Genomic DNA, 11770 nt, shown 5'->3' with positions numbered 1-11770 from the left:
TCTCTCAGTCGACTGCGGGGACGGAAGCGGGGGTGGGGGCGGGAGCGGGGGTGGGGGCGGGGTCCCGGCGCGTGCGGCGGTGCCGCAGGCCGGAGAGCGCGTGGGAGAGGAAGAAGAAGGCGACCGCGAGGGCGGCGACCGTGGCGCCGGCGGCCGTGCTCAGGTGCCAGGACAGCAACAGGCCGCCGAACGTGGCCAGGGCTCCCAGCAGCGCGGCGAGCGCCATGACCCCACGGACGCTGCGGGCCCAGGGCAGCGCCGCGGCCGGCGGTGCGATCAGCAGGCCGAGGACGAGCAGCGTGCCCACGATGTGGAACGAGGCGACGATCGCCAGTCCGAGCAGGCCCAGGAGCAGGGCATGGGCCAGGCGCGGCCGCAGCCCCAGGGTCGTGGCCTTGCGCGCGTCGAACGCCAGGGCCAGGAAGGCACGGTGGCCGAGGACCGAGACGGCCAGCGCCACGGACAACGCCACCGCGAGGACGAGGAGATCCCGCTCCCGGACCGCGAGGACGTCACCGAAGAGGAATCCGGTGAGGTCGACGGCGAAGGACTCCGAGCGCGACACGATGATCACTCCGAGCGAGAGCATGCCGACGAACAGCAGCCCTATGCCGGTGTCCTGGGAGATCCTCGGCGTACGGCCGAGGGCGGTGACGCCGGCCGTCATGACGACGGCGCTCACCACCGCGCCCACCATCAGGTTCCCGCCGAGGAGCGCGGCCAGGGCGACACCCGGCAGCAGTCCGTGGGACATGGCGTCGCCGAGGAAGGCCATCCCCCTCAGCACCACCCAGGTGCCCGCGGGCGCGCAGATCGCGGAGACGAGCATTCCGGCCCATAGGGCCCGCTGCACGAAGGTGACCTCGAACGGGGCCGTCAACCATTCCATGAGCGAGGACACTACAATGAAAATCATGTTCAACAAACCGCCCCACTCGACCGCCGCCCCCCACGACCGGCCCGCCCACCTGCACCTCTCCGCGCTGTGCGCCGGCTATCCCGGGCGCCCCGTGCTGCGTGAAATGACCGCCGAGATACCGGAGTTGGCCACGACGGCGCTCGTCGGCCCGAACGGCAGCGGCAAGTCGACGCTGCTCGGCGTCCTCGCCGGTGTGATCCATCCGACGTCCGGCACGCTCCGACGCACCGGAGACCGGCCGCCCGCCTTCGTCCCGCAGCGCGGAGCCACCGGCGACACGCTGCCGCTCACCGTCCGGCAGACCGTGGAGATGGGGCGGTGGGGGGAACGCGGACCGTGGCGGCGGCTGACCCGCCAGGACCACGCGGCCGTGGACGCGGCGCTCGACCGCCTCGACATCCGGGACCTCGCCGCACGACAGCTGGGCGAGCTGTCGGGCGGGCAGCGCCAGCGCGCCCTCATCGCCCAGGGCCTGGCCCAGGGCTCGGACCTGCTGCTCCTGGACGAGCCGACCACCGGTCTCGACCCCGGGGCGAGGGACCGGATCGGGGCGCTGCTGACGTCACTCGCCGCCGACGGGGTCACGGTCGTCCAGGCCACCCACGACCTGGAGGCCGCCCGCACGGCGGACGCCTGCCTCCTGCTCCGGGACGGCCGGCTCGTCGGCCAGGGTCATCCGGACCGGGTCCTCACCCCCTCGGCGCTCGCCGGGCTCAGTGGTCGGTTCGGATGACGACGACGAGGGTGCGGGGGCCGTGGACGCCCTCGACGCGTTCGAGTTCGATGTCGGAGGTGGCCGACGGACCGCTGACCAAGGTGGTCGGACGCTCGGGCGTCAGACGTTCCAGGGCTTCGGGGATCCCTGCGGTGACCTGCGAGAGGTCCACGACGCAGACGTGGACGTCGGGGACGAGGGTGAGCGCCCGGCGGCCCTGGTCCGGGGAGCCGTCGAGGAAGATCGTGCCGGTCTCGGCGCAGGTCACCGCGGAGGCCGTCACCACGGCGTCGAGGTCCGCCAGGGACGGGGCCGGCGCGTCGGGGCGGTCCTCGACGAGCTCGCCGGTCCAGGCGGCGAGCCAGGCGCGGTCGAGGCCGGAGGGGACGCCGACCCGGCGGGCGCCGAGGTCGGTGAGCAGCTCGGCGAGGGTCGCCGAGGTCTCGGCGCCCGTGCAGGTGCGGACCCGCGCCTTGTAGTCCACGAGACGGTCGACAAGGAGGGCGAGACGGTCCGCGTCGGGCAGTTCGCGCCCGCGCCGGTAGTCGCGGGGCACGGTGACGGCGGGGCGGGGGGCGAGCGCGAGCGCGTCCCGCACCCGGCCGAGGACGGTCTCGCGGGCGTTCATCGCTCCTCCTCGGGGGCGTCGGCGGGCGCACGGCGCTCGGCGGCCGGGGCGCTGCGTTCGGCGGCCGGGGCTTTGTGCTCCGCGGCCGGGTCACGGTGGCCGGCGGCCGGGTCGCGGTGCTCGGCGGACGCGGCCGCCAGGGCCTCGCGGCCCTCCTCGGAGGCGTACCAGGCGCGGAAGGTCCGGCGGGGCGGTGCGGGGACGTCGCGGCTGTCGGTCCAGCCGGAGAACGGGGGCGGCAGGTGGGAGATCTTCCCGTCCCGGCCCGCCGCGATCCGGCCGAGCGCGGCGGCCCGCTGCGCCGTGGCGTAGACCTTCGGGCGGCCCATCACGGCGGCGGCGGCCCTCATGGCGAGGCGTTCCGCGCTGTTGCCGGTGCGCTCGGTGGTCTGGTGGCGGAGTTCCACGAGCAGCGAGGGGATGTCGATCTTGACGGGGCAGGCGTCGTAGCAGGCGCCGCAGAGGGTCGAGGCGTACGGGAGCGAGGCGTTGGGGTCGTTCTTCGCCGCGTGGGTGCCGGCGAGCTGCGGGGTGAGGACGGCGCCGATGGGCCCGGGGTAGGTGGAGCCGTACGCGTGGCCGCCGACCCGCTCGTAGACCGGGCAGACGTTCAGACAGGCCGAGCAGCGGATGCAGTTGAGGGCCTCGCGGCCGATCGGGTCGGCGAGGGCGGCGGTGCGGCCGTTGTCGAGGAGGACGAGGTGGAAGTCCTGCGGTCCGTCGCCCGGGGTGACCCCGGTCCACAGGGTGGTGTACGGGTTCATCCGCTCGCCGGTCGACGAGCGGGGCAGCAGCTGGAGGAAGACCTCCAGGTCGGCGTAGCGGGGCAGGACCTTCTCGATGCCCATGACGGTGATGAGGGTCCGGGGGAGGGTCAGGCACATGCGGCCGTTGCCCTCGGACTCGACCACCGACAGGGTCCCGGTCTCGGCGATGCCGAAGTTGGCGCCCGAGACGGCGACGGGGACCGTCATGAACTTCTCGCGCAGGTACGCCCGCGCGGCGGCGGCCAGTTCGGCGGGGACGGAGCCGAGGCCGGGGTCGACGCCGGGGATCCGTTCGAGGAAGATCCGGCGGATCTCCTCGCGGTTGCGGTGGATGGCGGGGACCAGGATGTGGGAGGGCCGGTCGTCGGCGAGCTGCACGATGAGTTCGGCGAGGTCGGTCTCGTGGGCGGTGACGCCCTGGCTCTCCAGGTGTTCGTTGAGCCCGATCTCCTGGGTGGCCATGGACTTGACCTTGATCACCTCGCGGCTGCCGGTGGCCGCGACCAGTTCGGTCACGAGGGCGTTCGCCTCGGCCGCGTCCCGGGCCCAGTGCACGGTGCCGCCGGCTTCGGTGACCTTCGCCTCCAGTTGCTCCAGGAGTTCCGGGAGCCGGCTCATCGCCTCGTTCTTGACGGCGGCGCCGGCGGCCCGCAGCTCCTCCCAGTCGGGGAGTTCGGCGGTGACCGCGAGCCGCTTGGCGCGGATGGTGCGGGTGGCGCGGTGGAGGTTTCCGCGCAGCTGGTCGTTGTCCAGCTCGTGCGCGGCGGCCTCGGGGAACTTCCGCTCGCCCCGCAGGTTTCCCTCCCCGTACGGGGAGCGGGGCGGGGGCGCGGGCATGCCGAGGAAGGTGCTGCTCATCGGGGCGTCTCCAGCGGTGCGTACGGCGCGGTACGGGTGGCGGCGAGGATCTCGGCGAGGTGGAGCGTGCGGGTGCCGGAGCGGATCCGGGAGAGTCCGCCGCCGATGTGCATGAGGCAGGAGGAGTCGCCGGCGGTGCAGACGGCGGCGCCGGTCGACGCGATGTGGTCGAGCTTGTCGCGGAGCATGGCGGTGGACGTGGCGGCGTTCTTGACGGCGAAGGTGCCGCCGAAGCCGCAGCAGGCGTCCTCCTCGGGGAGGGCGACGAGGTCGATGCCCTCCACCGCGCGCAGCAGTCGCAGCGGCTTGTCGCCGACGCCCAGCATCCGCAGGGAGTGGCAGGTCGGGTGGTAGGTGACGCGGTGCGGGAAGTAGGCGCCGACGTCGGTGGCGTCGAGGACGTCGACCAGGAACTCCGAGAGTTCGTACGTCTTGGCCTTCACGACCGCGACACCGGAACGCAGCGCCGCGTCGCCGTACCGGTCGGCCACCAGGGGGTGCTGGTGGCGCACGCAGCCGGCGCAGGAGCCGGAGGGCATGACGACGGCGTCGATGGACGGGTCGCCGAACTGCTCGGCGAAGTTCCGCACGAGGGGGACGGGCTCGCGCTGGTAGCCGGTGTTGACGTGCATCTGCCCGCAGCAGGTCTGGTCAGGCGGGAAGACGACCTCGTGGCCGAGGCGGGCGAGGAGCAGGGCGGTCGCCCGGACCGCGTCGGGGAACAGGGTGTCCCCGAGACAGGTGGCGAAGAGGCCGACGCGCATGACTTCCTCCGGGGCCGGGGGCGCTTCAGTGGTCCGACCATACGCGGGTCGACCGAGGGGCGCCAAGACCTGACCACAATATGGTCGGACCTTTCTCGCGCACGCCGATCGGACGCCGCCGCCGATCTGAGGCCGCCGCCGACCGGACGCCGCCGCCGACCGGAGGCCGGCCCGGTACGACCGTCGGCCCCCGCCGGCCGTCAGCGGGCCGGGTCCTCCGGGCGGGTCGAGACGAAGGCGCCGTGGAAGCCCCGGATGTGCCGCTCGACGAGCTCGGCCGCCGCGCCGCCCTCGCCCGCGCCGATCAGGCGCAGCAGCTCCGCGTGGTCCGCGTTGAGCTGCCGGGCGGTGGCCGGCCAGTCGTCGAGGTTCCGTTCGGCGTCGAGGATGAGCGCGCGCACGGACTCCCGTACGGCGGCGGTGAGCGTGGACACCAGGTGGTTGCCCGAGCAGCGGGCGAGCAGGACGTGGAAGGCGGTGTCGAGCTCGTTGAACAGCTCCGCGTCGGACTCCGCCCCCGCCATCCGGGCCAGCAGTTCCTCCGCCGCCTCGAAGTCCTCGGTCCGCCCGGCCCGCGCCGCCGCCTCGACGCTGGACCGCTCCAGGACGACGCGGGCCTCCAGGACGTCCTCCAGGCCGTAGCTGCCGAGGGCCAGGTGCAGCCGGAGGACCCTCCCGAGGGCGTCGTCCGGCTCGCGGACGATCCGGGCGCCCGCGTCCGGCCCGCGTCCGACCTGGGCGACGAGCACCCCGATCGTCTCAAGCACCCGCAGCGCCTCGCGCAGCGCCGAGCGGCTGACACCGAGGGCCGCCGCGAGTTCACGCTCCGGCGGCAGGCGGTCCCCCGCCTTGAGCTCTCCGGCCAGCAGCTGCCGCTCGATGGCCTCCAGGACCAGCTCGTGCGTCCGCGACTGCCGCACCGGTCGCCACTGGGTCACCACAGGCCCCTCCCCTCTCACCGTCGGGGCCACACACCCCTTGCTCCTTCCTCATTATGGTCCGACCGCATCCACCTGCCGCCCCTCCCGGACACGGCGAGCAGGGCCTTCGCTCCCGCGCGGAACCTGCCCAGAGAATGCGCGATTCATGCAGATGGAGTGATCGAAGCTATCCGAGAAGTCGTCATTCCGAGCATCTATTGACACGCAGCGTGGGCGCCGCCAGAGTCGTGCCCCATACAGCCCGCCTTCGCACCGAGGAGCGCCATGCCCAAGTTCCCTTCGCTCTCGCGCCGTTCACTGATGGGAGGTGCGGTCGCCACCGGAGCCGCCATGGCCGGGCTCGGCGCGACGCTGCCGGAAGCCGCCGCGGCCCCGCCGGGCGGCGGCACGCCCCGCCGCCGGCCCGGCCAGAAGTCCATGATCGGCGTCGCGTACGACACGTACCCCACCGTCCGCGTCGGCGTCATCGGCCTCGGCAACCGGGGCGGCGGCATGACCCTGGGCTGGGCCGCGGTGCCGGGCTGCACCGTGACCGCCGTGTGCGACATCCGCGCCGACCGGGTCAAGCGGACCGCCGACCAGCTCGTCGCCCAGGGCAAGCCCCGCCCGGCCGAACTCGGCGGCTCGGCGGCCTCGTTCGAGCAGCTCCTGAAGCGGGACGACGTGGACCTGGTCTACATCGCCACGCCCTGGGAGTTCCACTACGAGCAGGGCAGGGCCGCGCTCCTGGCCGGCAAGCACGTCATCGTCGAACTGCCCATCGCCACCGGGCTCGACGAGCTGTGGGACCTCGTCGACACCTCCGAGCGCACCCGCAGGCACCTGATGCTCGCGGAGAACTGCAGCTACGGCCGGAACGAGCTGGCCATGCTGAAGATGGCGCACGAGGGCATGTTCGGCGACATCACCAACGGCCACGGCGGCTACCTGCACGACCTGCGGGCGCTGCTGTTCTCCGACACGTACTACACGGACAGCTGGCGGCGGCTCTGGCACACCCGCAGCACCGCCTCCTTCTACGCCATGCACGGCCTCGCGCCGATCGCCGCCGCGATGGACATCAACCGCGGGGACCGGATGACGACCCTGCGCGCCACCGCCACCGCGCCCAGGGGCCTCGCCGACTACCGGGCCCGGTTCGTCGACCGCTCGCACCCCTCCTGGAAGGAGACCTACGTCAACGGCGACCTCGTCACCTGCCTCATCGACACGGCCCAGGGCCGTGTCATCCGGGCCGAGCACGACGTCAGCTCGCCCCGGCCGTACAGCCGCATCAACACCCTCGCCGGCAGCCGGGGCATCTTCGAGGACTACGCGGGCGTGGTGTCGTCCGGCGGCGGACGGATCTACGTGGAGCCCGACCACGGCGGGCACGCCTGGCGGGACTTCGGGTCGTACCGCAAGGAGTTCGACCACTGGCTGTGGAAGAAGATCGGCGACGACGCCGCGAACAACGGCGGCCACGGGGGCATGGACTACGTTCTCCAGTGGCGCACCGTCCAGCAGATGCGGGCCGGCCTCGCCCCCGACATCGACGTCTACGACTCCGCGGCCTGGTGCGCACCCGTCCCTCTGAGTGTCATGTCCCTGGCGAAGGACGGCCGGCCCGTGGCCGTACCGGACTTCACCCGCGGCGACTGGGTCAACCTGCGCACGGGCCTCGACTCCCGGCCCTCCGACATGCCGCCCGTCGCCTGACGCGCCGACCGAGCGATCCCACTCACCAGGAGCAGCAGACATGAGACACCCGCGCCACTGGGGCAGCGCCCTCAGAACCCTCGCCGCGGCCGTGACCGCCGTCGTGGCCCTCTCCCCCGCCACCGCCTCCGCACACGCCGCGTCCGGAGCGCCGGCGGGCACGGCGGCGCCGAGGACGGAGGTCGCCGTCTCCGCCGTCGACCTCGACGGACCCGCCATCTCGACCGTGCAGGTCACCGTGAGGAACGCCGGGCCCGACCGGATGCGGTCGCTGAAGGTGTCCTTCGCCGGGCCGGTGGGCTGGGCGGTGCAGCCGTCGTCGCAGACCGTGGAGGGCACCTTCGCGGCCGGGGCGACCGCCCGGGCCACCTTCCGCGTGCAGGTGCCCGAGCGCCGTCCGGGCTTCACCGTCCGCACCTTCACGGCGACGGCGACGTATCGGGGCGGGGACGGCCTCGGTACCGCCACGGGCACCCGTACCGAGCTCAGCGGCACGCCGGTGGCGTCCCTCGCCGCCGCGTACAACAACGTCGCCGTCACGGACGAGGCGAACCCCGCGCCGGGCGACTACGACGGCGAGGGCAACAGCTTCTCCGCACAGAAGCTGGCCGCCGCCGGCCTCACCAGGGGTGCCGCCGTCGAGGCCCTCGGCGCCCGCCTGACCTGGCCGGACGTCGCCCCCGGCAGCAAGGACAACGTCGCCGCCTCCGGCCAGGCCGTGACCCTCTCCGGCGCGGGCGGCAAGCTCGTGTTCCTCGGATCGGGCGTGGGCAGCGGCGCGACCGGAAGCGCCACCGTGCACTACACGGACGGCACCACGACCACGGGCACGTTCGGGTTCCCGAACTGGTCCTTCGACCCGGCGAACGCCCACGGGGCGACCCTCGTGGCGTCGAGCGACGGGCGCAACCGGCCGAACGGCTACGGCAACGCGGGCATCGCGTACCGGGTGTTCGCCCACGCGATCGCCCTCGACCCCGCCAAGCAGGTCTCGTTCGTCGTCCTGCCGGCGAACGCGGGCATCCACCTCTTCGCCATGGCCCTCGCGCCGTGACCGAGGCCGACTGACTGGCCGGCCGGCTGACTGGCCGGCTGACTGACGGGGCCCCGGGGACACCCGGGGCCCCCGTGCGTCCGCCGCCGCCGCGCGGTTCGCCGAGGCGGGCCGCTCGGCGGTGGGGTCAGACGGTGACGACCTCGATCCCCGCCTCGGCGAACCGCGCGGCCATGTCCGGGGCCAGGCCCGCGTCGGTGACCAGCACGTCGACGCGGTCGAGACCGCAGATGCGGGCGAAGGCCCGCTGCCCCACCTTGGTCGAGTCCGTCGCGAGGACGACCTTCCGGGCCCGCTCGGCGAAGAGCCGGCTGATGCCGGCCTCGTCCTCGTGCCGGGTCATCACCCCGAGCCGCGGGTCCACGCCGTCGACTCCGAGCACCGCGATGTCCAGGACCACCTGGTTCAGCACGCCCTCGGTGAGCGGACCCACCAGTTCGTACGTCTGCGGGCGGGCCACGCCACCGGTCACGACGATCTTGAACTGCGGACGCACCGCCAGCTCACCGGCGATGTTGAGCGCGTTGGTCACCACGGTGTACTGCGGACCCGCCGGGGTCTCGTACCGGTCCCCCGTGCCGTTGCCCGCGCGCAGCGCCAGGGCCCGGGCCACCTCCGTCGTGGTCGTGCCCCCGTTGAGCCCGACGACGTCGCCCTCCGCGAGCAGCTCGACCACCGCCTTCGCGATCCGCTGCTTCTCGGAGGTGCGCCGCGAGGACTTGTAGCGCAGCGGCAGCTCGTACGAGACGCCGTGCGCCATCGCTCCGCCGCGCGTCCGGACCAGGAGCTTCTGCTCGGCCAGCTCGTCGAGGTCGCGCCGGATGGTGGCGGGCGACACGGCGACCGCGACGGCCGCCTCCTCGACGTCGAGTCTGCCGTCGGCCGCGAGCAGCTCCAGCAGCTTGCTCCATCGCTCCTGCTTGGACACGCGCCACATCCTTCTGGGTCCCGGACTCGTTCGCTCCCTCACGGGATGCACGCAGGCGATCGTAACCGCGCAGCCTTCGCGCACCCCGCGAGCGGCCGGTCCGCGCACGCCAGGGGCGCCCGGGCACCCCTCCTCTGGACTCCGCGGCCCTCCACGGCCGATACTTCGATCAGACTTGGTGTTCCATCAAGCTTGATATGAGCGGTAAACACGCAGATTCACGCACACGATGGTGAGATCGTCATGACGCGCAGCTCCCGCCCCTCACCCCCCGCGCTCCCCACCGGGCCCGCTCCGGCCGGGGCGGTGGCGTCGTGATCCTCACCGTCACGCTCAACGCCGCCCTGGACGTCACCTGGCACGTCGAACGCCTGACACCGCGCTCCTCGCACCGCGTCGACGCCGCCCGCGAACGCGCGGGCGGCAAGGGCGTCAACGTGGCCCGCGTACTGGCCTTCCTGGGGCACGCCCCGATCGCCACCGGCCTCGCGGGCGGGACCACCGGCCGCCTGATCCGGGACGGGATCCGCTCCGCCGGCGTCCGGGACGCGTTCGCCGAGGTGGCCGGGGAGTCGCGGCGCACCCTCACGGTCGTCTCCCGCGAGGACGGCGACGCCACCGTCTTCAACGGGCGGGGCCCCCGGGTCACCGCAGCCGAGTGGCACGCCTTCCGGCGCCACTTCGCGGCCCTGCTCCCCGGCGTCCGCGTGGTGGTGCTGAGCGGCAGCGTCCCGCCGGGCCTGCCCCGCGACGCGTACGCGCGGCTGATCCGCGCGGCGGCGGAGGCCGGCGCGGCCACCGTGCTCGACACCAGCGGTCCCGCGCTGACCGGCGCCCTGGGGGCCCGCCCCGACGTCGTCAAGCCCAACGCGGACGAACTCGCCGCGGCCACCGGTCTGTCCGACCCGGCCGCGGCGGCCGTCGCGGTACGCGCCCGCGGGGCCCGCGCGGTGGTCGCGTCCGCAGGACCCGAGGGGCTGTACGCGGTCACGCCGGAGGGGGCCTGGGTGGCGCGGCCCCCGGAGCGGCTCTCCGGCAACCCCACCGGGGCGGGCGACGCGTGCGTGGCCGCGCTGGCGGCGGGTCTGGCATCCGGCGCCCCCTGGGACGCCATCCTGCGGGAGGCCGTGGCCCTGTCGGCCGCGGCGGTGCCGTGCCCGGTGGCGGGAGACGTCGACGCGGGGGTGTACGAGCGGTTCCGGCGGGAGGTACGCGCCGAACGCCTGCCCCTGGAGGCGGAGAGCGGAGAGGCCCGGAATGGGGCTGCTCATTAATGCGTGAAAGCATGGAGTTACGAGCAAGTATTGACTTGCGGTGTGCTCATAACACACCATGAGAGCGGCTCGGCTCCTCCGTCGAGGGCCCTTGAGAAGAAGGAACCCGCGTGACCACCTTCGAAACCTGCCGCACGTCCATCGAGATCGAGTCCCAGCCGGCGGTCTGGCAGCGGACCGTCGAATCCGTCTCCGGCCACGCCCCCGCGCTGCCCCGGCGGGGCGAGCGCGTGGCCGTGGTGGGCTGCGGCACGTCCTGGTTCATGGCGCACGCCTACGCGCGGCTGCGCGAGGCGGCGGGCCACGGCGAGACCGACGCCTTCGCCGCCTCCGAGTTCCCGCACGGGCGCCGGTACGACCGGATCCTCGCGATCAGCCGGTCCGGCACGACCACCGAGGTCCTCGACCTGCTCGGCCGGGTACGGGGGACCGCGCCCACGAGCGCGATCACGGCGGATCCGGACACCCCCGTCATGACCGCCGCCGACGCGGTGGTGGTGCTCGACTTCGCCGACGAGGAGTCCGTGGTCCAGACGCGGTTCGCCACCACGGTGCTGGTCCTGCTCCGCGCCCACCTGGAGACGGAGGGCGCCCCGCCCCCGGGGACCGGTCCGGTCGCCGGGGCGGTACGGGACGCCCGGCGGGCCCTCGACGTGCCCCTCGGGCCGGAGCTGACCGGTGCCGAGCAGGTCACCTTCCTCGGCACCGGCTGGACCTACGGGCTCGCCCAGGAAGCCGCCCTGAAGATGCGCGAGGCGGCCGGCGCGTGGACGGAGGCGTACCCGGCCATGGAGTACCGGCACGGCCCCATCAGCGTCACCGGCCCCGGGCGCGTCACCTGGCTCTTCGGCGCCGCGCCGCAGGGGCTCGCCGACGACGTCGCCCGCGTCGGCGGCCACTTCGTCTCGGCCTCCGGCGGCACGGGCGACGGGCTCGACCCCCTCGCCGACCTGGTGATCGCCCAGCGGCTGGCCGTGCACCTGGCCCTGACGAGCGGTCAGAACCCGGACACGCCGCGGAACCTGACGCGCTCGGTCATCCTCCAGGACTCCCCCGCGTAACGCGGCACGTACCCCGAGCCGGCGGGGGCGGAGGCGTCTTCCCGGCCCCTGCCGTGGACGACCCCGCTGTGCACACTCCCCCGGCGGAGGCTCCCGCCACGGACGACCGACCCGCCGCCGGCCCCGCCGTTCACGGACGGCGCCCCACCGCCCTGTGGAGAAC

11 protein-coding genes are annotated in these 11770 nt (G+C 73.9%); 5 read left to right on the top strand and 6 right to left on the bottom strand.

Annotated elements, in window-relative coordinates; all coding sequences use genetic code 11:
- Positions 1-4 precede the first annotated feature (4 nt).
- Positions 5-889 (bottom strand): zinc ABC transporter permease AztB, encoded by an 885-nt coding sequence (aztB, locus tag ACIGHB_RS02885; protein WP_399908983.1) that lies wholly within the window; start codon positions 887-889, stop codon positions 5-7.
- Positions 890-905: 16 nt separating this feature from the next.
- Between aztB and aztA the strand changes: the two genes are divergently transcribed.
- Entirely contained in the window at positions 906-1652 is a 747-nt protein-coding gene (aztA, locus tag ACIGHB_RS02880; RefSeq protein WP_399908981.1) for a zinc ABC transporter ATP-binding protein AztA, read from the top strand.
- On the opposite strand, the gene ACIGHB_RS02875 is transcribed toward aztA, so the two are convergent.
- The 4 genes from ACIGHB_RS02875 to ACIGHB_RS02860 form a co-directional block, all read right to left on the bottom strand.
- Positions 1633-2262, bottom strand: coding sequence for a lactate utilization protein C (locus tag ACIGHB_RS02875; RefSeq protein ID WP_399908980.1), 630 nt, complete (start codon positions 2260-2262; stop codon positions 1633-1635). The two genes, aztA and ACIGHB_RS02875, sit on opposite strands and share 20 nt — an antisense overlap.
- Positions 2259-3887: a lactate utilization protein B gene (locus ACIGHB_RS02870; protein ID WP_399908978.1), complete on the bottom strand. Its 1629-nt coding sequence runs from the start codon at positions 3885-3887 to the stop codon at positions 2259-2261. The genes ACIGHB_RS02875 and ACIGHB_RS02870 overlap by 4 nt, the downstream gene beginning before the upstream one ends.
- Complete coding sequence (locus tag ACIGHB_RS02865; RefSeq protein WP_360308567.1) at positions 3884-4651, bottom strand: (Fe-S)-binding protein; 768 nt, start codon at positions 4649-4651, stop codon at positions 3884-3886. The genes ACIGHB_RS02870 and ACIGHB_RS02865 overlap by 4 nt, the downstream gene beginning before the upstream one ends.
- A gap of 200 nt (positions 4652-4851) precedes the next feature.
- On the bottom strand, positions 4852-5592 hold the full coding sequence (locus tag ACIGHB_RS02860) for a FadR/GntR family transcriptional regulator (RefSeq protein ID WP_399908976.1): 741 nt from the start codon (positions 5590-5592) through the stop codon (positions 4852-4854).
- Positions 5593-5856: 264 nt separating this feature from the next.
- Between ACIGHB_RS02860 and ACIGHB_RS02855 the strand changes: the two genes are divergently transcribed.
- On the top strand, positions 5857-7290 hold the full coding sequence (locus ACIGHB_RS02855) for a Gfo/Idh/MocA family protein (protein WP_399908974.1): 1434 nt from the start codon (positions 5857-5859) through the stop codon (positions 7288-7290).
- A 40-nt stretch (positions 7291-7330) separates the two neighbouring features.
- Positions 7331-8344, top strand: a complete 1014-nt coding sequence (locus tag ACIGHB_RS02850; protein ID WP_399908972.1) for an NEW3 domain-containing protein — start codon at positions 7331-7333, stop codon at positions 8342-8344.
- Positions 8345-8471: 127 nt separating this feature from the next.
- On the opposite strand, the gene ACIGHB_RS02845 is transcribed toward ACIGHB_RS02850, so the two are convergent.
- On the bottom strand, positions 8472-9272 hold the full coding sequence (locus ACIGHB_RS02845) for a DeoR/GlpR family DNA-binding transcription regulator (RefSeq protein WP_360308555.1): 801 nt from the start codon (positions 9270-9272) through the stop codon (positions 8472-8474).
- A 314-nt stretch (positions 9273-9586) separates the two neighbouring features.
- Between ACIGHB_RS02845 and ACIGHB_RS02840 the strand changes: the two genes are divergently transcribed.
- Together ACIGHB_RS02840 and ACIGHB_RS02835 are read left to right on the top strand one after the other, a co-directional pair.
- Positions 9587-10546 (top strand): 1-phosphofructokinase family hexose kinase, encoded by a 960-nt coding sequence (locus tag ACIGHB_RS02840; protein WP_399908969.1) that lies wholly within the window; start codon positions 9587-9589, stop codon positions 10544-10546.
- Positions 10547-10656: 110 nt separating this feature from the next.
- On the top strand, positions 10657-11607 hold the full coding sequence (locus ACIGHB_RS02835; protein ID WP_399908967.1) for an SIS domain-containing protein: 951 nt from the start codon (positions 10657-10659) through the stop codon (positions 11605-11607).
- The last annotated feature ends 163 nt before the right edge of the window (positions 11608-11770 follow it).

This window comes from Streptomyces sp. NPDC085460, from assembly GCF_044541975.1.
Taxonomy (GTDB): domain Bacteria; phylum Actinomycetota; class Actinomycetes; order Streptomycetales; family Streptomycetaceae; genus Streptomyces.
Note: the sequence above shows the minus strand (reverse complement) of the source record. Positions and strands in the feature narration are given on the sequence as shown.

Excerpts from the sequence above, each read along its gene's own strand:
- ACIGHB_RS02865 (WP_360308567.1), bottom strand. The coding sequence starts at position 4,651 with ATGCGCGTCGGCCTCTTCGCCACCTGTCTCGGGGACACCCTGTTCCCC.
- aztA (WP_399908981.1), top strand. The coding sequence starts at position 906 with ATGAAAATCATGTTCAACAAACCGCCCCACTCGACCGCCGCCCCCCAC.
- aztB (WP_399908983.1), bottom strand. The coding sequence starts at position 889 with ATGGAATGGTTGACGGCCCCGTTCGAGGTCACCTTCGTGCAGCGGGCC.
- ACIGHB_RS02855 (WP_399908974.1), top strand. The coding sequence starts at position 5,857 with ATGCCCAAGTTCCCTTCGCTCTCGCGCCGTTCACTGATGGGAGGTGCG.
- ACIGHB_RS02850 (WP_399908972.1), top strand. The coding sequence starts at position 7,331 with ATGAGACACCCGCGCCACTGGGGCAGCGCCCTCAGAACCCTCGCCGCG.
- ACIGHB_RS02870 (WP_399908978.1), bottom strand. The coding sequence starts at position 3,887 with ATGAGCAGCACCTTCCTCGGCATGCCCGCGCCCCCGCCCCGCTCCCCG.
- ACIGHB_RS02875 (WP_399908980.1), bottom strand. The coding sequence starts at position 2,262 with ATGAACGCCCGCGAGACCGTCCTCGGCCGGGTGCGGGACGCGCTCGCG.